This window comes from Mesorhizobium sp. CO1-1-8 (genome assembly GCF_020164875.1).
Classification (GTDB): Bacteria; Pseudomonadota; Alphaproteobacteria; order Rhizobiales; family Rhizobiaceae; genus Mesorhizobium.
The window spans coordinates 93,225-112,640 of the sequence record NZ_JAIUGZ010000003.1 but is presented as its reverse complement, the minus strand read 5'-3'; the positions used below and the strand labels follow the sequence as shown (position 1 = coordinate 112,640).

The following is a 19,416-nucleotide window of genomic DNA, read 5'->3' as shown; positions in this document are numbered from 1 at the left end:
ATCGAAGCCAGCTCACCGCGCGTCGTTGCGCTATGGACAAGGGCGAGGCGCGGACCCTTGCCAAACCCTGAATATCGTTGCCACCATCGTTTTTGATTCCAGCAGCCATCCGGCGACGGCTACGTCCTGGTCGAGAAGACGCGCTCGGATTGCAGGCAGGCAAGCAGCGGCGCGAGCTTTCCTTGCTTGAGCATGATGATTGAAGCAATGAGGGCCCCGCACTGATCCGCCGAGAGGATGCCACGTGCAAGATCATGGAGCTTGTCCTCGACAGCGGATTGGCTCATCGGGTTGTTTGCATCGCCAAGCGGGCGGGGAACACTGGCTGTGAGCTCGCGCCCGCCCCAAACCATCCTCACACGAGCTGGCGTACTGTTGGGGAAATAGCCGGCGAGATCTTCCGGGTAGCGGATATCGACCTTGTCGGCGAGCGCAATCACAGCCTGATCGGAAAGGGACTGCGGCCGCAGCGGTCGGAATGCTTCCGCGCCCTTGAGCGCGGCGAGCGCTGCGGCGAACGGTATCGAGAACTGTGCTCCCTCGAGCGACGTCGGGGCCGTCTCGTTGGGAAGCTTGCGCGCTTCGGGGAAGATGTCGATTGAAATTCCTTCGATCGGTTCGTCTTCAACCTGGCTGTCGACAAGCTGAAGAACGGCGTCGATGACCGGATGCGTATATCGGCAGGCCGCATAAGGCTTCAGGTAGGTCTCCGCAATCAGCCATCGGCTGCCAAGCTCTTCGAGGATTGCCTCAACATTGTAGACGTGTTTGCGATCGAGCATGTCGAGCGATCCGGTCATGCCATGCTCGGCCCTTTCGGTCGCAACCATCGCCGCCACGGTCGACCAGGGGCTGCTGCCCTTTACGGAACTCGCCTGGCAGTCGCCCTGAGGCAGGTTCTGCGGTGCTTCAGCTGCGGCGATTGCCATTGCGTGCGCGATCCGGTCCTCGGATAGTCTTCGAAGCCAGCTGACGGCCGCGGCTACACCGAAACCTGTCCATTGACCGCTTGCAAAGCTCATCGTGTCGGTGAAGCGCCGTGCCGCGGCTATCCGCAGCGCAACGTCATAGCCAATGGCTATCGCAGTCAGGGCATCGCTTCCACAGCGGCCAAGCCGGCCCGCTTCGGCCAGCGCCGCAGGCACAATGGCCGCTCCGGGATGACCGGCGGCGCGACAATGGCCGTCGTCGATGTCGAGAGAGCTGGCGGCGGCGCAATTGGCAAACAAGGCTCCCAGAGGATGAAGGCGTGCACCGGTGAACCAGACGGGTTCAGAACCGGCTCCGAAGCATGCGAGGGCCGAACGGCTCGAGAGTCTTGCGTTTTCCGTCGAAACGCCCGCCACGAGGGACGCGAGTGTGTCGAGAACGGCGCGTTCGGCTTTCGCTATTACGTCGGCGCTCAGATGCTCTTTCCGGGTCGCCCCAACGAAGGCGGCCAAGCGTTCTATCACAAAAGTCATGGCAATTTCCCTCCTGATATACCTAGTATACCCATGCAGTAAGAAAAGGAAAGCCTCCAGAACTCAGACGGCGATCTCCAGGACCAGCTGTTCGCCGATCGGCCCGTCAACCCTGATCCCGGTGTCGACAAATCCACAGCGAAGATATGCGGCTATGGCCTGCCGGTTGCGCGCGTTCACGGCCAGCATCAAGCGATCTATCTGATGACGGTTTTCGCGGATCCAGGCGGTTGCCAGTTCCACGGACGAGCGGCCGTATCCGAAGCCTTGGTGCATCCTTGAAATTCGCAAACTGTGGAGTGTGATGACCCCGGCCGGCGCCCACTCGGGAAGGCGTGCCCTCTCGCGAAGCACGAAGAAGCCGACGGTGAGGTTATCTTTTGCAACGATTGCGAACGGGTGTTCGTCGCCCGGAAATGCGCTCTTTTGCAGGTCATCGAATACGGTGTCGATCGTGCCAGCAAACTGCTCCTGGTCGGGATCCAGCGAAAGGCTCTTGATCGCCGCTCTGTCGGAAAGCAGGACGCGACGCAGGCTCGGCACTAACGCAGCCCTCCGGGACCTTCTTTTCCCGCAAGCTTGCGAGGCATGATCGTGCATCGGCCCGCGGAGTAAGTCTGCCTGCGCTGCATCCACAAGATTCCGCAAGTCGCCAAGCCGAACAGACAGCCGATGGCGAGGAAAGTCTGTCTCGGAGCCGCCTCGCTAAGACTTGCGATCAGGTAGACGATGATCGCGACCAGGCCGATGCCCGCCTCGATATTGCTGCGCACCCGCCCCACCATACGGTTGGAGAGGCCGCGCAGTACCATGACGTCGCCGGCCGCCCGCACCATCATGAATGACAGTCCGATAAGACCTTGCCAAACCACGGCACTGAGCAGCGATTGGGCGGTGGATAGCATTGCCGTTGCCAGCGATATCGCGACGAGGCCAACCGAAATGACGATCCTCGCTTCGATTTTGCTGAACCAGCCCGCAAAAGCGAAACTTCCAAGCAGGCCGCCGCCCGAGTACATGGCGGCAAGCCAGCCATAGAGGTTGGCCGGCAGCTTCAGATCGTAACGCGCGAAACCGGCAAGGAGCGCGTTGGAGGCATGGGCCGATGCGTAGGCAAGCATCAGCGCGCAAGCCGCAATCCTGAGCCGGGGGTCTCTGACTATCCGTGCAAGGCCAACGATAACGGCCTTCGCGTGGCGCCCCTGGCGCGTCCGTCTGATGCCCTCCTCATCGACCGCCAAGATCAAGGTGAACAGGATAGCGATCAAGGATGACATCGCGCAAAGCGAAAACCCGCCCGCGATGCCCACGATCGGCAGACACAGTCCCGCGAGAGCGGCACCAGCTATGTTTCCCACCTGCGCGTAGAAGATGCTGAAGGCCACGGTCCTGGTCAAACGGTTTGCCCCGACACGCTGGAGCAATGCCTGGCTGCTTGGATAGGAAAGCAGGGATCCGAACGAGGCCAGGCAGGCGCAGCCGTAAAGAATGAGCAGCGGAACACTCTCTGGCACCATGGTCCGCGCAGCGACCGCCAGAAGCAGGACGGCTGCGGCGTGCGTGGTTTCGCCGAGTCCGAACAAGAGGCGACGTTGGAAGCGGTCGAGATGTGGTCCGACCAACGGACCAATGGTGAGAGCCAGCACCTGCCAGCAGATCAGAACCCCGCCCACCGCCGTGGTTTTTCCGGTGATCTGGAGCGTGAACCAGGAGATCAGGACAATGAACATGCTGCGTGCGCACTGCATGAAGAGCAGCATTGCGTAAAGCACAGGGCGGCCGGGCCGACCCACGGTCAGACTCTTGGAACTGCTTTCAGTTGCCACGGCGATCCCCACTCAATGAGGTTCATCAGAAGCGAGCGGCTCGCTTGCAGGCGAGCGGAGGCGCACGGCTGATCGTTTCGCTGAGTGGTTCTGATCAGATTGAGGCATCGCCCGGCCCCACGACAGCCTCGAGCGTTCTGCGGTTCCACTCAAGGCGTGACCAGCCGGGCATCGGTCCAGCCGGCGTAGAGACGGTTACCGGTGCGTTCCGTACCGAGCTTGGCCAACCCGGGACCGATGCCAGCCATTGCGGGTCATAAACGGTCTCGACATATCGATGTCCCTCGTCCGGCATCAACGTTATCACCGTTTTTCCCGGATTGCGGTCCGCCCACCATCGCGCGACCCTGTAGGCGGCGCCACTCGTCGGCCCCATGAAGAGGCCATGCGTGCGATGTAGATCGTGTGTGGCGGCGTAAGCTTCGGCGGGCGTGAGCCAATGAATTTCATCGAATTGAGTATGGTCGACATTGGCCGGCAGGATATTGCCTCCAAGGCCGCTGAGATTGATCCTGCCGCTGGGCTGGCCGAACAGAACGCTGTTTGGCGTGTCCACGCCCACCGTGTGTAATTCAGGGAAAAGGGAGCGTAGAGTTCTGGCGATCCCACACATCGAACCGCCCGATCCAACCGGGCCGACCAGACAGTCAACCGGGCCCACACGGTCGATCAGCAGCGCGGCGACTTTTCCGTAAGAGAGCGGATTGTCGGGATTGTCGTACTGGCAGGGCCAATAGCTGCCTGGCAATTCGTCAAGGTAAGCGGCCAGGCGTTGAAGTCTGGCGCGTTGAAGGCCACCCGAGGCGGCCGGTTCCTCGACGATCGCGATCTTGGCGCCGAGCTCGATCAGCCGGCGATGGAGATGACGATCAAGCGCCCAGTCGCTCACAAGGACGAGCGGATGGCGGTACTGGAGCGCAAGCATGGCCAAGGCAAGGCCGAAGGTCCCGGATGAGGACTCGCAGATGGTGGCGCCCGGTTTCAGGTCGCCCCGCTCGGTTGCGCGCTCCAACATGAAGCGCGCCGGCAGGAGCTTCATCAGAAAGAAACTCGCGGCAAACAAGGTACCGCCCAGCGGCACGATCCGGGGATTCTCGAAATCCTCGAGTTTACGCATCTGCTCGCTCTTGGGCATGGCACTCTGATCCGGTGGTCAGTTGTGAAAGATGGTCGGTTCGAATGCCGATCGCTTCAGTATGTCGAAGGCTCGCCCGATGTTGCGCGAAACATCGACATCGCGCTTGTCGAACATCAGTCCAACCACGGTGCCACTATGGGCGACCTGCACGCCGACAGCTCCGAAGCGGGCGCCGATAGCTTCGATTTCGTCCAAGCGTGGCTTGGGAAGAAAGCGCTCGTTGATGTGCGCGCTGGCCGTCGCGGCCTTGCCGAGCAATCTTGCATCGGCCGCGTTGATGGCCGCGCGCAGCAGACTGCGAATGGGCCGGAACGCCTCGATCTCGACCGGATCGTAACGGGCAGGTTCGAATTCAAGCGTGTCGACAGTCGAACCCGGCATCGTATCGATGCTGATGACTTCGATCGGCGGCAGGGCTTTTCGGAAGGATTCCACCACGAGGCCTTCGCGGTGCGCGAAAAGAACCGCCTGGTGTTGAAACAAAGTGGAGTCGCAGGCCGTCTCGGCGCATACCGCAATATGCATCACCTGCTCGGCAGAAACCTTGATCTGCAAGCAGTCGGCGACGGCCAAAATGCTGGCGAGCACATCAGCGGTGGAAGATCCCATGCCACGGCCGATCGGGATGTTGCTTTCGAGGGACAGGGCGCCACCCATCCCCTTCGGGCCGAAGGCCGCTGCGGTGAGCTCGGCCGCACGAAGCGCTTTTTGCCGATCTGGTGGAAAAGAGATAATGCGGTTGCCTTCGTCAGGCTGGAACGACGCCCTGGCCCTCAAATCGGGACAAGGCAGCGACACCAAAGCGCGTTTGAGGGACCCGCCCGTGTCTTCAAACAGGCCCTGGACCAGTTCGCCATGATGGCCCATGGCCTCAGCACGCCCCGTGGCTGTAAACATTGCCTCTCCCTTCGCAGCGTATCATTTCGATGCGGCGAAGTTGTCAGCCAACGCTACTTACGGCAAGAAAAGTTTCGTGAATTTTATACTATAATATTGAAGTATTTATTGCACATTAGTGATGATTGTATTATCATACATATACCACTTAACAAGCGAATCGATGCTTTAACAATAAGGATCTGCTTAAACAGCGCTTTCGTAAATAGCGGTTCCGTCCCAGGTCAGGCGCTCAATCAACGGGCCCTCTGACGCAGCGCGTATCCGGCAAGCCTGACGGTGCGAATTGTGGTTTTGCGAGAGTGGCGTTTCAGGAGTTTGCGAAGTTGACTGATGTGAACGTCAACCTGCGAGTAGAAGGCGACTGGATGCTTCACAGGGGGGATTTCGCTTCTAACGCGCGACATGAGATATCGACATCGGGTCAGGTGAGTATCGCCCGAAGCGCCTCACACGTGGTGGCGCATCAGCCAGTGCTGGGCAAAACAATCTTCACCCCAAGGTACGTTCCAAACATCCCAACGGTGGCAAGAACAAAAAAAGTCACCAGCAAGATCGATAAGCGCTCATAAAGCTTTCGGGATGCCGCGGTTGGCGCACGAGCGTACATGCGCAGGGAATAGACTGTCAGCCAGGCCAGAAATAGTACAAGCCCCACCAGAATGGTGGTGCTGAGCGATATGCGGGCGGCCGGCTTAGGCGATGAAACAGGAACTTTATGAGTATTTCGCCTAGCGTTTGCCTCGCCGAAGAAGCTGAAGTTTGTGACTGTGTCGTCTGGAACCGTAACTTCAAAATTCAGTCTGTCCCGTATCCTGGTTACATCATCATTTGCTGCGCGTAATTGGTCGAGGCCTTTGATCTCCAGCTTTGGCGGGAACGGAGGTGTAGTAGGAGCAGGCTGAGGTGTGTCTGTCGTACCCTTTGCCTTGTCGATGTCACCTTCGGCTTTCTTCTCTGGCGGCTTCGGCACCTCAGGCGAAACACCATTGGCGCCAAACACGGCTCTAATATTTTGCTGGGCGCTAGCAGCCAGGTCATCGGCCGAGGTAACGGCCTCATCGAACTGATCGACCGCCCGCGCGAGCATGTAGTTTCGAGTGCCAATGTCTGCGAACTGAGATTGAATAAGCTGTCCGAAACTAAATCCTGCCAACAAGGACACCAGAGCGATGACAGATAGCATTGGCCCAAGGGAAGTTAGTAGGTCGGGCTCACGCTCCGGCTCAAGCCCGAAGTAGTCATCGATCGGCATTAGTGTCTCCTCCACTAATCTCAGCGTAACAAGTTTCTCGCCCGTGTCACTCGGATGTGTGACGATTCTCCTGTGTGCTGATCGGATGCCTGTTGGCAGGCCGTTTATGCCGGAACAGTCGGGCGTCCGGCTGGCATGGGAAAAGGGCCTGCCCAAGAGCAAAGACGATTCTGCGCGAACTTGTTGGAGATCACCGAAACGACAGCAGCAGTTCCATGCGCTGAGCGTGCGCATTGATGAGGGAGGCGGCGGCGCGGTCCGGGCTGCCGGCAGGCCTGAATGTCTCGTTTGTCGAGCGCTACGTGGGCGGTATCGAACTGTCCGAGGGTGCAGTTCAAGGCATCCGTTAATGGCCACCGTCATTCAGGGTTGGCGTTCGTCCTGGCGAGCGGGGCGATATCACGATTGAGATCACGGTCGCGGCAGCGCAGACGCTGAACAGTCTGCGCAGTGTCGATCCGGAATATCGCGCCACGATCGACCAGTTTCGACGCACGGGTGAGATGCGGGTGGATGGCGATCATTCCCATGGGCGGTTGGCTGGAAGCGGTTCACGACCCGATTGTCGACCGTACGAACTAGCTCATGCAGCATGACCGGGCGTCCTGGAATTGGCAGGATCGTACTGAGTCATCTGCTGATGTCCTAAGTCAGACCGTTTTGAGATCTCGTGCGGCGCCGCGGCGTCCGCATCGACCGGAATGTGGAGCGGCGTGGATGGATCGGTCGCGCTGCGAAGTCACTGCGGCGGGCGGCGCGACGGAAGCAGGGCGGCGCGCTGGTGGCGAATTCATCGTTGAGCGCATCATCCCCGCGTCACCTACTTGCCGGGCTCGGCGGCCGATCGTAGCGCTGGATGCGGGACCGTCGACCACCGTTTAACGTCATTCAATTTTTAGGGGCGAGCGGCGTACCGTCGCGAAGCTTCGATCGATGGCAACGAAGCGATCAAGCATCGGTACAATCAGTCTCACTGGCTTAATCGCGGCCGAACGAATTGGCGCAAAAGCGAGAGCGGCGGTGGGGCGCCGCAGCCACCTCGAAACGGTGACATTTACTGGATTGGTAGCGACGAACCAGGGTGCTGCGCCTGCGGTCCTTTCACCAGATTTGAAAGCACAGGTCGTGCGCCTACAATCCTTTGCTGTTCAAAGCCCCGCGCAGGGCGAAGACGCGGGTGACCTCGGCCATGTTTTCCGTGCCCCAGGAGCAGAGCGGCACGAGAGCCTCGGCCAGGCTGCGGCCTAACGGAGTAAGGCTGTAGTCCACCCGCGGCGGGATCTCCTTGTAGTCAGTCCGCTTCACAAGGCCGTCAGCCTCCAACTCCTTCAGTTGCTGGATCAGCATCTTGTCGCTGACGTCGCGCACGGCTCGCCGCAACTGCCCGTAGCGCGTCGGGCCGTCTTGGGCGACGAAGTACAGGATCAACGGCTTCCACTTGCCGGCGATCACCCGCAGCGTCGCGTCGAGACCGCAAGTGAAGCCGTGAAGCGTCGGGGTGCAGGTTTGGGTGGGGGGATGACATTTCCACCGGCGGCAAGGTCGAGCTATCTGCACAGCTGGAGCTAAGACCTGACGGTCCGGAAACGGCCCCAATGTCAGCCGTTCGACGCTTCATCGTGCGTGCGCGTTTCGTGCTGAAATAGTCGCATAAGGGCAATCTGGACTTCTGCGAGCCGGCCAGAACTTTTATTGGACAACAGCCTGCGCACTATCGGCGACCAACGGCCGTTCGCAATAGGAGCCTGCCCCAACGTTCGACGAAGCGCGACATCTTACCGGTGAATGGGATCCTTCCAGAGCACCTCCTCTGGCGCTTCCACGGGTTCGATATCGAGATTGACCACCACCGGCTCCTGACCCGACCGCACCAGGACGCATTCCAGCGTCTCGTCGCGGCTGGCGTTGATCTCCTGATGCGGGACGTACGGCGGCACGTAGATGAAGTCGCCAGGGCCGGCCTCCGCCACAAATTCCAGGCTCTCGCCCCATCGCATGCGCGCCTTGCCCTTCACCACATAGATGATGCTTTCCAGGTCGCCGTGATGATGCGCGCCAGTCTTGGCATTGGCGTGGATCGTCACCGTGCCGGCCCAGATCTTTTCAGCGCCTGCACGTGCCTTGCTGATGGCGGCTGCCCGGTTCATGCCAGGCGTCTGCGCCGTGTTTGGGTCGAGCGAATCTCCGGGAATGACCTTTACGCCATTCTCGCGCCAGTCGACCGGTACGTGGCTGTGGTTGTCATCGTGGCTGTGATCATGTGTCAAGATTTTGTCTCGTGCTTTCTGTCAGTCATGCTGCGGCGCGGCTGGTGATTTCGCGAACGGCCGCGACGATATCGGCCGGTTCGGTTCGTGCAAGCCAGTCGGGCCTGATATCGGCGAACCGGATAATGCCAGACTGGTCTATGGGCGTTGACGCCAACGTGAAGATTGCCTGGATGCGGCGGTTCATTCGGGACGGCTTGGTAGCGGTCGAGGAAATGCTGAACCGACTTCCGGTGGGCACGTTCTGTTACGGGCCTACACCCACGATGGCTGACATCTGCCTGGTGCCTCAGATGTATAACGCCGATCGGTGGGGCGTGAAGACATCCGACCTGTCTAGGGTCCACTCAGTCACGGCGGCCTGCGATGCGCTCCCGGCGTTCAAGGCCGCATACCCCGCAGACCCCACGTAGCGGCCGCAGTGGTTAGCTGGCATGAATGGTGGTGCTGAAAAGCTTCGGATATTTCCGCTTGCATCGAGTTGTGCCCTCGCTGTCTCGGTCACCTATGTTAGCCAACCGGTCCTGCCGTTAATCGGGATCTCGTTCGGCCAGGATGCTTCGGCGGTCGGGCTGATTATCACTCTAACCCAAGTCGGATATGCCACCGGTTTGCTTTTCCTGGTGCCCTTGGCAGATCGTATCGCGCGGCGCAAACTGATCAAGTTCCTGGTTTTCTTCAACCTGCTGAGCGCGCTTGCGTGCGCAGTCGCGAGTTCTTTCCTTGTCCTACTCGCCGCGAGCTTCTTTCTGGGTGCTTCGGCGGTCACCGCGCAGATCATCATTCCAACGGTTTCGGGTCTGACACCAGCGCCGCGACGTGGAAGGGTTATCGGAGCGCTCCTGAGCGGGATGGCCGCAGGACCACTTCTCGCCCGGATCGTGAGCGGCTTGGTCGCTTCATCAACGAGCTGGCGCGAAGTTTTTTTTCTGGCGGCGACGTTGGACACCCTGCTGTTGACTTGCATTCTGTGGGCGCTCCCCACCACAACCTCGACCAGCGATCTGAGTTGGTCTGCACTGATGCGGTCGTTGGTCCAACTGCTGCGGCAGAGCAGACCGCTTCGGGAGGCGTGCTTCTGCGGAGCCACCATGTTCGGAGTGTTCAGCGCGGTCTGGGCCAGTCTCGCATCGCTTCTCGCTCGGCCTCCCTACAATTTTCCAGTCTCGATCATCGGGCTGTTCGGCTTAATCGGGATAGTCAGCATCGTGTCTGCGCCAGTCACCGGCTCTTGGGTTGACAAGGCCGGCAGCAGGCATCTGTTGATCTCCGCCTCGGCAGTTTCTCTCTTCGCAGTTTGTGGATTGGCAATGTTTGGAACGAGCCTGTTCCCGCTTATTGCCTGTCTGGGATGCCTCGATCTCGCCAATCGGGTTTCATTGGTTGCCAACCAGGCTCGTTCGCAAGACACGGCGGGTGAGGCGCGAGCACGGGTCAATACCGTCTTCATGGCCTCATATTTCCTGGGGGGTGCGGTGGGAGCCGCTGCGGGATCGTTTGCCGTCTCCCACGCCGCATGGATGGGGTTAGGGGTGGTTGGATCGCTGCTCTCGATTTTCGCGATGGTTGTGTCAGTGCGGTCGGGGAACCGGTAGCCTGGATTAGCCCGCGAGGTTGGAACCGCACCTTCGATGGCGACTGCTTGTACCGCGTGGAAATCGCGTCAACATCCTGTCGTCCTACCGCGGCGTCGGGAGGTATGGGCGTTGGCCTCTTGCTTGAATCTCGCGTAAGGTCACTCCAAGTCTGTGATGCGTTCTCACCAGGGCAAGCTTGAGACTTCCAGTTCGTCAGTGAGGCTGTCGACCATTTGCCAGCATTTTTTCGATCTGCGGCAGCGATAAGAATTCGTCCGGCTTGTGGCCCTGCTGCATCGATCTTGGCCCGCAGACCACGGAGACGATTCCGCCGCGCGTGCTGAAAAGGCCGGCCTCCGTACAGTAATCCACCCGCGCATGGTCGTTACGCTGAACGAGGGCTTTCACGAATGTCACGGCGGGATGGGAGGTTCCGGTGGAGAGGCCGGCGACTTCCACCACCGGCTCGATCCGCACGCCGCTCTGCGGTGCGCCATCGTCACCGGCGGCGGCGACAAGATTTTCTCTGCCGGCTGGAACCTTAAGGCCGCCGCAGGGGGTGAGGCCGAAGACGCCGATCACGGCCCGGGGGGTGCCGGATTGAGCGAAATGTGGGACCTCGACAAGCCCGTCATCGCCGCCCTTAATGGCTCACCGTCGGCGGGAGGGCCGAGCTCACACTTGCCTGCGACCTCGTTGTAGCCGTCGAGAGCGCCACCTTTTCGCTGCCCGAAACGCATGTCCGCGTGGCCGCCGACGCCAGCGGCCTGCAACGCCTGCCGCGCAAGATACCGGTCAACATCGCCGCCGAGATGCTGCCCACCGGCATGGCGGAGGCCGCGCGCTTGGGCCTCGTCAACGCCGTCGTCCAGCCCGGCGAAGTCATGGAGAAGGCGCGCGCCCTTGCCCAGACGATTGCAGACGGCGCGCCGCCTTCGGTGCGCGCCATCAAGGGATGCCTGCCGGGAATGGACGGCATGACCATGAGCGAAGCCTTCGACGCGATCCACGAACGGCGGTTCCCGGTCGATGCCAGAATGCTGGTGTCCAGGATCACATCGAGGGGCCGAAGGCCTTCGCGGAAAAAACGCAAGCCGCAATGGAAGGGCCGCTGAGACAAAAGCTTCGGCGGTTCCCGCCGCCCGCGCGGCTTACCCCCCGCTCGTCTCATCGGCCGCGAGCAGGAATTTGGCGGCTCGATCGCGCATCTCCTCGGAGAGCGGCCGAGACTTCCTTCGCGACAGGTCGAAGAAGACGATTTTCGCAAGCATGGTCGCGGCCAGCGACTTACGGTCCATCCTGCGCATCTCAAGGAAGATTTCTAGCGACGATGTGCCGATGCGTTTCAAACCGCCCGTGATCTCGATGAAGGTACCGGCAGGGAGTTCATCCTTGTATTCGAGCTCGTTGCGTACATCGGCCCAACCCATGTCGGCCCATCCCTCACCGCCGGCTTGCCACCCGGTTGCTTCGTGCAAGAGCAAAAGGTTCGCATCATCGAACATCCCCATGTAGTGCCGCGTCGTGAGGTGGCCCATTATGTCGCACAGCCATGGATGCACGATCGATCTCAACAGCAGTGTCATCTATGTCTCCAGAGGATCCGTTCGGGGCCTAAGCCGCAGTCCCCATGACGCCGCGTTCGTCTGGAAGGTGCTGAACGATGAAGTCGGCAGCACTGCTTAGATCGTAGGCGACTGCCGCCTCCGCGCCTTCTGGGTCGTGGCGCTCCAAGGCCTCGATGATCGCTTCATGCTTGCGCATCGTGTCGGTGCGGTTGAAGGCATGCGGGTGGTGGTGCAGCGCCGGCCCGATTCGCATCCAGAGATTTTCGATCATCGCCAGCAGCGCTGGCAACCGCGCCTCCTCGTAGATAGTGAAGTGGAACAGGAAGTTCTGCGCCAGGTAGTCGACGTTCTGCTCAAGTTTCGGATGAGGCTTGGGCAGCTTCGCCATCGCGGAGTTTAGCTTGCGCAGGCGCGCGATCGTCTTCGGGGCGACGTCTATTGCCGCGTGCCGGGCCGCCATCCCCTCCAGCCGCTGCCTGATCTCGGTGATCTCGCGGTACTCTGCGACCGTCAGGTCGCGGAGGAAGAAGCCACTCTGCGGCCGGCTGACGAGAACCCCGTCGGCCTCCAGCCGCTTTAGCGCATCGCGCACGGGTTGGACGCTGACCGCGAGTTGTGTCGCCAATGAACGGCCGGTCAGCACCGTGCCCGGTGCAATCAGCCCGCTCATTAAACCGCGCCTGATGCTGCGGTAGACTTGGCGTTCTATTGGTTCGCTCAGACTGGTGTCAGCCGGGGCGAGGTTTGGTGCGAGTGACTGAGGCCTGCCTCGCCTGCGGGTGTTCATTTCGATCTGCATTATTCTTTCGCCGATTCCATGAATTGTGAGATATCAGATTGAGAGGCGCACAGCCATAGCCGTTAATTGCCATAGCAGATCTCAGGGTGCGCCATCGTAGCGTCTGCAGGCACTCGAAAGCCGTCGAAATTTCGGTCCAATGGTGGCGGCGTCGGCCATGTTATCGCCTCCAGCATTACCCATCGGCCACGGAGATCGTAGCCGAGGGTTTAGGAAGACAGCAAGGATGCTTCATCACGTCTTTTTATTGGTAAGATCGCGAAATCAGAAAAACGATTTCGAACGCCGGTAACCACTGGCGAAAAGACGGCGTTTTTAATAAGATACTTCAAGCGGCCAAATTTGGCGCATAATTGCATCGGGCGTACGAGTTGGGGCGTCTATCCGATGATCGATTCAGATGTATTCGACTTTGTCGAACGCTGCCGGAAGCACATCGCAACCGGGCCGCTATTGAGCGATCTTCTCGATACGGTGAGAAACCTGGGGTTCGAGCACCTGATCCTGAGCGGTGTTCCCCTCGGCGGTCAAAAGTTGGCCCCAATGGTTGAACTGAACGGCTGGCCCGCAGGCTGGTTCGAGCGTTATGTCGAGGCCGAGCATGCCGCTGTCGACGGCGTCTGCATCTATTCGGCAAAAACTTTGAAGCCATTCCTCTGGGCCGAAGTGCCGGCAAAATGGTCTGACACAGAGGCTTCCCGGCGAGTTGCAGGCGAGGCGACGGAGTTCGGCATCTTGAGCGGCTTCGCTGTGCCGATGCTTAGCGTCCATCATTGGCAATCAGTGCTGTCCTTCGCCTCTTCGCAAAAGGCGTGCAGTCTGTCGCCCCGCCAACAGGTGCAACTGGTAACGATGGCGGTCTACGCCGGCATGTCAATCCAGGCCTTGGCGCACGTCGATAGCGAGTTTGATAGCGTGCTGACAGAGCGGGAGAAGGAAGTGCTCCTGTGGGCAGCGGCCGGCAAGACCATGTCGGAGACGTCCCAAATCCTCGGCATGACCGAGCGCACGGTTAAATGGCATGCAATGCAAGCACGTGAGGCCTTTGGCGTCGGCACGACCACGCAAGCGGTCGTTGAGGCGGTGCGCAGGCGGCTAATCCACCCCTAGCCCTGTCAACTGTCCGAACGGACAGGTGACGTATTTTAGCGTGGCTGCAACTATTCTTCTGACGAAGGATAGGGGGTCGCGTGATGATAGCTGTTCATGTCGTCAATGCGCTGAATAAACACCTCTACGAAAACGAGTTTGACGAGTTTTTGCGCCGCCGGCACGACTTCTTCGTGCATCAGAAGCGCTGGCGCCCTCCAAGCCCAGACGGTCGCGAGCTGGACCAGTTCGACACGGACGCGGCGACGTACCTGCTGGGTCTCGAAGATGGTCGTGTGGTGACCTCGGCTCGATTGATCCCAACGAGCGAGCCGCATATGGTCTCGGAGGTCTTTCCTCACATGTGTGAAAGGTCGGGTGTTCCCCGACGTCCAGATTGGGCCGAGTGGACGCGCACCTTCGTCGTCCCTGAGAAGCGCTCGACCGGCTTGAGGGGGACGCTGACCCAGCTGTGCTGCGCGGTGATGGACTACGCGCTCGACGAGGGCCTGAGCGCCGTCGGTGGCGTCCAGGAAACCTACTTCATGCCTCACCACGGCGCGCTGAAGTGGCGAGCCGAGCCCCTGGGCATGGCCAGGGAACAAAACGGCGAATGGTACATCGTTGCCTACATCGAGGTGAACGAGGCCGCGCTAGCCAGCGTCCGCAAGATCCTTGGTATCGATTATTCGCTACTGGTTCGGCGCGGAACGCAGCTACCGTTCATCGAAGGAATGCCGGCACTTGAAGGCAGACGGCGCGCATGTGCCTAGCAAAAACTGACCTTAGGAGGATGAGATGAAAAAGCTTGCTCTAGCTATCTTCACAACCACGGCGTTGGCGGCGCTTACATTTGGCTCTGCAGCGCAGCAGGTGAATGTCTCAGGATGCGCAGAGAAGGGCGTTGAAAGCGGCTGTGTCGTGCTGAAAGATAAGGACAAACTCTACAACATTACACATGCCAGCCCGAAGCCAGTTCCTGGCACCTATGGCACCGTGACGGGCACTGTCAGCGGTGATGCGGATACCTGCCAGCAGGGGACCTTGCTCAAAGCCGCGGAATGGAAGCCCGACCCCGAGAAGAAATGCGATAGCCAATAGGGCTACGCACGAGCGGGATATCGGTACCCAAAACAGAGTGGTGAATCGAAAGAGTTATCCATGGCGCCCGCAGGTGACGACCGTAGTGGAAACGGTCTCAAGTCATTCTCCATCCACGCGCAGGACGAGCAATCCCACGCTACATTCACTGCGCTCGAAAAGGAGCAAGCAGCGCATCCAACCTTTGCCTTCCCGGCTGCAGCTACAGAATCTGTTGACCCTGAAACAGCAGCGAGGCGCTATCTGAACCAGGCACTAGAGAGCAAGCTGACGCCCACCTTTGTTGCCCCGACAACGGAGGACGCGGAAAGCCAATTCAAAACGATCGGAACCGATACCGTGCCCCTCACCGGCACGCGAACGGTAAAGTTCCGACAAGCCTTCCACGATATCCCGGTTTACGGGTCGCTGGTCACAGTCGAACTCGATGAAAGCAATCGATTGGTCAGCATTAACTCTGCGTTGGGCGAGCCAACAGGTGTGCAGGCATTAGCGAAAATTTCACCTGCGGAGGCGGCTAAGGCGGTCGTGAATAAGCCGCCCTTCAAGAAAGACCTTACAGGCATTGCTCCGCGACTTAATTACTATTACGTCGCTTCACGGGCCAAGTGGCACCTCGCATTCATCTTTGAAGACGTGCCAGTCGCCCTATCGGAGCGAGGTCCTAAGAAGACGGAACGGATCGCCCCGCGCTACTTCGACTACGTCGTCGATGCGAAAACGGGCCGGGTGATTGCTGAGCTTCCGCGCACGCCCAGTATGGCGTCGGAGGTCCAGAATGCGATCGATGCCCGACAAATTCAGCGCAGCATCCGGGTCGAAACAATCGGCAATCGAAGCGTGCTCAAAGACACGACGAATAACATCGAGACCTTTGACTTCCGGTTTGACGATCCAACCTTGCATGAAGCAGCTCTGCCTGGTCAGGAGGTGTCGCCGGTTTGGCCTCCTGGTGCGGTGAGTGCCCATGCAAACGCCGAGGCAGTAGCGGACTTTCTTCGCACGGTATTGATGCGAAACAACATCGACAATCAAGGCGGCCCTATGAACGCAAGCGTGAATTGCGTGGTTGCGAGCGAGAGCCGTGACGGAAGGCAATGGTTCAACGCCTATTGGAACGGCCAGCAAATGGTCTACGGTCAGGTTATGACCGGCGGCCACCTCCTCACCTTGGCCGCCGCTTTGGACATTGTGGGCCATGAGATGTTTCATGGCGTAACGGACAACACCTCGCGTCTCGAATACGCAGGGCAGTCAGGGGCGCTGAACGAATCATATTCCGACATATTCGGCATTCTCATTGCCAACCGAGGCCAGCCGGACCGACGCCAATGGGACTGGAAGCTCGGTCAAGGTTTTGCCAGCGGAGGAAGAGCATTCCGCGACATGTCAGATCCAGCTTCTCTTGGTCAGCCGGCGCATATGAATGACTTTAGAGTATCGCCGAATACGCAAAAGGGCGACTGGGGCGGTGTTCACACAAACAGTGGAATACATAACAAGGCGGCGCATCGTATAATGACTGCAGCAGACGATGCCGGTTTCGTCTTCGAGGTGAACCAAGTCGCCGGTATTTTCTACATCGCCGTTACCCAACAGCTCTCACGTACCTCACAATTTACCGACAGTCGAAGGAGTGTGCTTAGCGCAGCACGCACATTATTCAGGAATCTGCCTGCTGACCAATTGGCGCGCCGCGTATCCGCAATCGAGGCTGCGTTCGACGCTGTTGGGATCCCGTGACTGCCCAAGGCAGGCAGGCAAAACCGCGGCCGATTGGAACGAACGTCGACATCATTCTTGGGAGGAGGGAATGCTAAAAGTCTTTCATCTAGCGGCGCCTCTGTTGCTATCGTCGGCCCTGCTTCACGGCGCGGCGGTGGCTGCGCCGGCGCACAACTATTGCCAATCCTCTCCGTTGCGTTCTGACGCCGTGGATTTTCCGAGTAAGCACGCCTGGGATCTCTTCCTCATGCTTAACCATCCGGCCCTCGACCGAGCAATTGCAAGAGGGCAGCCCGACTGCACAAAGCCCATTGGCCTGCCCGGCAGCACTGCTGTTTGGGAAAGTTGGCGCAACGCAGGCAAGAATGGTGTTCCTGGCGAAGTGTTCTTGAAGGATGGCGTTGAGCCGCCCGATTGGAATGACAATTCGTTAAAAGACGAAAAACCCGGCTCTGTGCCAGCGGCGGCAGTGGACGCGATAAGTGTACTGGGAAACATGGAGGCATTCGCCTCAAGTGCGGCGGGTGTGTCGTTCCATGACCTAGCAATCATTGACAGGAAGCATCCCCAATTCTCGCCAGGAGACGGGGTCTTCGAGGGACACGGTGCATTCGGGGAGACTCGCATGAATCGAGCCACGTATGAATTCATAAGGAAGAATTGCCTGTGGAGCGCCAACGGACTCCAGCGCTATGCCAAGGCCTTTCTCGAAGGAAAGAAACTAAAGATTGAGTTTCCTCCAGACTCGATCGAGGTAAAAGCGGCTTGGATAGATTTCGAAGCGCAAAATGTTCCGAAAGACAGGTGGGACACGTACTATGTCGCCGAATACAATGGTCGAAAGTTCGGACTTGAGACGTTGCACGTACTTACAAAAGATATTCCGAATTGGTTCTGGGCTAGCTTTCACCACAAAGATCAGCTGTCAATTGGGTCCGCCGACGATCCGATTAAGCCTGGCGCTGAGACCGAAGATACGTTTGGTCGGCCGAAAATACTGGATGGCACCGTCTGGCAGAACTACGTCCTTGGTGGCACGCAGATCGAATTCGAAACCTCTCTCGGCGTGCCGACGCAACTCTCAGACGCGGTTGTGGAGAAGGGATTCGTCCGTTCGTCCTGCATAACGTGCCATGCGACGGCCACCATTTCTGCAACGGCAGGGTCAATAGAAAATGGGCAGCAAAAGGCGATATGTTTATTGACCCCAGATAGTCCCGATGTTGGGCTCGACTACAAAGCATGTCGCAAATTGATTGGCGATAGATATTTCGTTCCAAACAAAGATGAGCTCGTCACAGAGCGCGGCGCACCGCTGCCGGAGTGGTATTACGACAAGTCAAATAATCTCGCATACCTGCCGAGCGACTTTCTCTATTCGATCCCGCAACGGGCTCAGGCCGAGGCGTCATCGCCACCCGGCCGGTGCATCTGGTGAAAAAGAGAGGAAGCGTCAGGGCGGTGGTTGCCGCCCAATGAACTGAAAAGGTTGAAAGAAAGGGCAAGTCGGTGCCAATCTCGTTTACCAGGCTACAGGAATATCTGAACAAAATTGGCCCCACCGCGGGCAACGCCCCCCATGGGAAGTTCTGGAACGGAAGTTATCAAGACTTCGTCTCGGGCAACGTTCCCGGAGTTGATTGTGAAGGGGCTCAGATCCCAATCGTCAACACTGCGGATTTCGAAGCATCGGCTTTTCTGACGATCCTTGAAAGCGCCGATGGATTTTGTGACAAGCCCCAGATGCCGGCTTTTGGGCGGAAGGTGACGCAACCCGGGTACTCAATCAAACTGAGCGACGGTTCGCTGGTCACCGGCACACAAATTCTGCGTGATATTCATGAGTGGTTGGCAGCAAAGGCTCCCGAGCGGTCGGAGGATAAGTTGAGCTAGCTTACAGCCGAAGCAAGGGAGGTTTTGTCACGGCGCGGATGCGTCGGAATGTACAGAGTTGGCAACAGCAGTAGGACCAACTTTGCTGTGGTACGCGCGAAGCGTCGCTAGGCACGGTCAGGGGGAGTTCACTGGATGCGCGCTCCTGGTGCAAGTTGCAGGACCGCTGTGTCTAATATTGTATAGTCAGAGCCGAACGGGGACTGCTCACCAAGTACACAGCATGCCCGCTGCGGCTTGCACATGCTCATTCCCTTATCGACTCAAGTCAATTGCCTGCCGCTGGTAGAAGCGTGCGGGTGAAGGGGAGGGGCCGGCCGTGAGTTCTCAGTTGCCAAATGATTTCTTCACAAGTGCTTTGACCCGCTACGAATTTAGTATTAGTGTCAACTAATATTAGCGTTATAACTAGCCTGGCAAGGCTCCGCGCGGTGTGCGCGTACGGGAAATCTGAAAATGCTTCGAGGAGTCGCGATCGGGATTCTTCTTATGCTCACGGCAGTAGGCGGGGGGGGAAACATTTTACGAACTTGGACAGCGCAAGACTTCGGGGACTAAGTCTCAACCCATCGCGACGGCAGATGCCTCGCCGGACTCCTGTTACTCTGCCGCTCCGAGTTGCCCGACCATAGACGACTGCGAATCGTTGAAAGCTCCACAAAAAGAATGCCTCGAAAACCGTGACACCCGCGATTGCAATGTTTGTCTACTAATGGCTTTCGGCCAATGCATGCAACGTGGAAACGATCCCGTGTGCGAGGCACAAAGGGCTGTGCAGAACCAGCTATACTCCGTGGAACGTGCAAAGTGTCAGGCGG

The 19,416-nt window shown here is 58.9% G+C and carries 21 protein-coding genes and 2 pseudogenes; 8 read left to right on the top strand and 15 right to left on the bottom strand.

The annotated features are described in order from the left end of the window. Positions 1–119: 119 nt before the first annotated feature. The 12 genes and pseudogenes from LB558_RS07000 to LB558_RS06945 form a co-directional block, all read right to left on the bottom strand. On the bottom strand, positions 120–1,442 hold the full coding sequence (locus tag LB558_RS07000; protein WP_263494805.1) for an MmgE/PrpD family protein: 1,323 nt from the start codon (positions 1,440–1,442) through the stop codon (positions 120–122). An 84-nt stretch (positions 1,443–1,526) separates the two neighbouring features. Beyond that, positions 1,527–2,006, bottom strand: a complete 480-nt coding sequence (locus tag LB558_RS06995) for a GNAT family N-acetyltransferase (RefSeq protein WP_224696862.1) — start codon at positions 2,004–2,006, stop codon at positions 1,527–1,529. Then, entirely contained in the window at positions 2,006–3,289 is a 1,284-nt protein-coding gene (locus tag LB558_RS06990) for an MFS transporter (protein ID WP_224696861.1), read from the bottom strand. The genes LB558_RS06995 and LB558_RS06990 overlap by 1 nt, the downstream gene beginning before the upstream one ends. A 94-nt stretch (positions 3,290–3,383) precedes the next feature. Beyond that, a complete protein-coding gene (locus tag LB558_RS06985) occupies positions 3,384–4,424 on the bottom strand; it encodes a cysteine synthase family protein (RefSeq protein ID WP_224696860.1) in 1,041 nt (346 codons plus the stop codon). A gap of 18 nt (positions 4,425–4,442) precedes the next feature. Beyond that, positions 4,443–5,324 carry a GHMP kinase gene (locus LB558_RS06980; protein WP_224696859.1) on the bottom strand — a complete coding sequence of 294 codons (882 nt, stop codon included), beginning with the start codon at positions 5,322–5,324 and terminating at the stop codon, positions 4,443–4,445. 236 nt (positions 5,325–5,560) lie between these two features. Next, a pseudogene (locus tag LB558_RS33140) lies at positions 5,561–5,671 on the bottom strand (helix-turn-helix domain-containing protein); the annotation flags it as partial. Between the two features lie 119 nt (positions 5,672–5,790). Next, positions 5,791–6,579, bottom strand: coding sequence for a hypothetical protein (locus LB558_RS06970; protein WP_224696858.1), 789 nt, complete (start codon positions 6,577–6,579; stop codon positions 5,791–5,793). Between the two features lie 359 nt (positions 6,580–6,938). Then, positions 6,939–7,109, bottom strand: coding sequence for a hypothetical protein (locus tag LB558_RS06965; protein WP_224696857.1), 171 nt, complete (start codon positions 7,107–7,109; stop codon positions 6,939–6,941). 354 nt (positions 7,110–7,463) lie between these two features. Beyond that, on the bottom strand, positions 7,464–7,562 hold the full coding sequence (locus tag LB558_RS06960; RefSeq protein WP_224697204.1) for a DUF2274 domain-containing protein: 99 nt from the start codon (positions 7,560–7,562) through the stop codon (positions 7,464–7,466). Positions 7,563–7,710: 148 nt separating this feature from the next. Then, on the bottom strand, positions 7,711–8,031 hold the full coding sequence (locus tag LB558_RS06955; RefSeq protein WP_224696856.1) for a winged helix-turn-helix transcriptional regulator: 321 nt from the start codon (positions 8,029–8,031) through the stop codon (positions 7,711–7,713). 323 nt (positions 8,032–8,354) lie between these two features. After that, positions 8,355–8,846, bottom strand: a complete 492-nt coding sequence (locus LB558_RS06950) for a cupin domain-containing protein (protein WP_224696855.1) — start codon at positions 8,844–8,846, stop codon at positions 8,355–8,357. Positions 8,847–8,871: 25 nt separating this feature from the next. Next, entirely contained in the window at positions 8,872–9,033 is a 162-nt protein-coding gene (locus LB558_RS06945) for a hypothetical protein (RefSeq protein WP_224696854.1), read from the bottom strand. Between the two features lie 247 nt (positions 9,034–9,280). Here LB558_RS06945 and LB558_RS06940 point away from each other — a divergent pair, with 247 nt between their 5' ends. Further along, positions 9,281–10,441, top strand: coding sequence for an MFS transporter (locus tag LB558_RS06940; protein ID WP_224696853.1), 1,161 nt, complete (start codon positions 9,281–9,283; stop codon positions 10,439–10,441). Between the two features lie 195 nt (positions 10,442–10,636). Here the strand turns inward: LB558_RS06940 and LB558_RS06935 are convergent, their stop codons facing one another. Further along, entirely contained in the window at positions 10,637–11,005 is a 369-nt protein-coding gene (locus LB558_RS06935; RefSeq protein WP_224697227.1) for a hypothetical protein, read from the bottom strand. On the opposite strand from LB558_RS06935, the pseudogene LB558_RS06930 reads away from it, so the two are divergent. After that, positions 10,907–11,538, top strand: a pseudogene (locus LB558_RS06930) (enoyl-CoA hydratase-related protein). The gene LB558_RS06935 and the pseudogene LB558_RS06930 overlap by 99 nt on opposite strands. Before the next feature lie 36 nt (positions 11,539–11,574). On the opposite strand, the gene LB558_RS06925 reads toward LB558_RS06930, so the two are convergent. Together LB558_RS06925 and LB558_RS06920 are read right to left on the bottom strand one after the other, a co-directional pair. Continuing rightward, the gene (locus tag LB558_RS06925) at positions 11,575–12,009 is read right to left on the bottom strand and encodes an acyl-CoA thioesterase (protein WP_224696852.1); all 435 of its coding nucleotides are present in this window, start codon (positions 12,007–12,009) and stop codon (positions 11,575–11,577) included. Positions 12,010–12,037: 28 nt separating this feature from the next. Further along, positions 12,038–12,778: a GntR family transcriptional regulator gene (locus LB558_RS06920; protein ID WP_224697203.1), complete on the bottom strand. Its 741-nt coding sequence runs from the start codon at positions 12,776–12,778 to the stop codon at positions 12,038–12,040. Between the two features lie 399 nt (positions 12,779–13,177). Between LB558_RS06920 and LB558_RS06915 the strand changes: the two genes are divergently transcribed. The 6 genes from LB558_RS06915 to LB558_RS06890 all read left to right on the top strand — a co-directional run bounded on the left by LB558_RS06915 (position 13,178) and on the right by LB558_RS06890 (position 18,598). Continuing rightward, positions 13,178–13,900 carry a LuxR family transcriptional regulator gene (locus tag LB558_RS06915; RefSeq protein WP_224696851.1) on the top strand — a complete coding sequence of 241 codons (723 nt, stop codon included), beginning with the start codon at positions 13,178–13,180 and terminating at the stop codon, positions 13,898–13,900. Between the two features lie 83 nt (positions 13,901–13,983). Continuing rightward, positions 13,984–14,652: an acyl-homoserine-lactone synthase gene (locus LB558_RS06910; RefSeq protein WP_224696850.1), complete on the top strand. Its 669-nt coding sequence runs from the start codon at positions 13,984–13,986 to the stop codon at positions 14,650–14,652. A gap of 25 nt (positions 14,653–14,677) precedes the next feature. Beyond that, the gene (locus tag LB558_RS06905) at positions 14,678–14,980 is read left to right on the top strand and encodes a hypothetical protein (protein WP_224696849.1); all 303 of its coding nucleotides are present in this window, start codon (positions 14,678–14,680) and stop codon (positions 14,978–14,980) included. A gap of 60 nt (positions 14,981–15,040) precedes the next feature. Continuing rightward, complete coding sequence (locus LB558_RS06900; RefSeq protein ID WP_224696848.1) at positions 15,041–16,723, top strand: M4 family metallopeptidase; 1,683 nt, start codon at positions 15,041–15,043, stop codon at positions 16,721–16,723. A gap of 70 nt (positions 16,724–16,793) precedes the next feature. Further along, positions 16,794–18,143: a hypothetical protein gene (locus LB558_RS06895; RefSeq protein WP_224696847.1), complete on the top strand. Its 1,350-nt coding sequence runs from the start codon at positions 16,794–16,796 to the stop codon at positions 18,141–18,143. Positions 18,144–18,214: 71 nt separating this feature from the next. Continuing rightward, complete coding sequence (locus LB558_RS06890; protein WP_224696846.1) at positions 18,215–18,598, top strand: hypothetical protein; 384 nt, start codon at positions 18,215–18,217, stop codon at positions 18,596–18,598. Positions 18,599–19,416 lie beyond the last annotated feature (818 nt).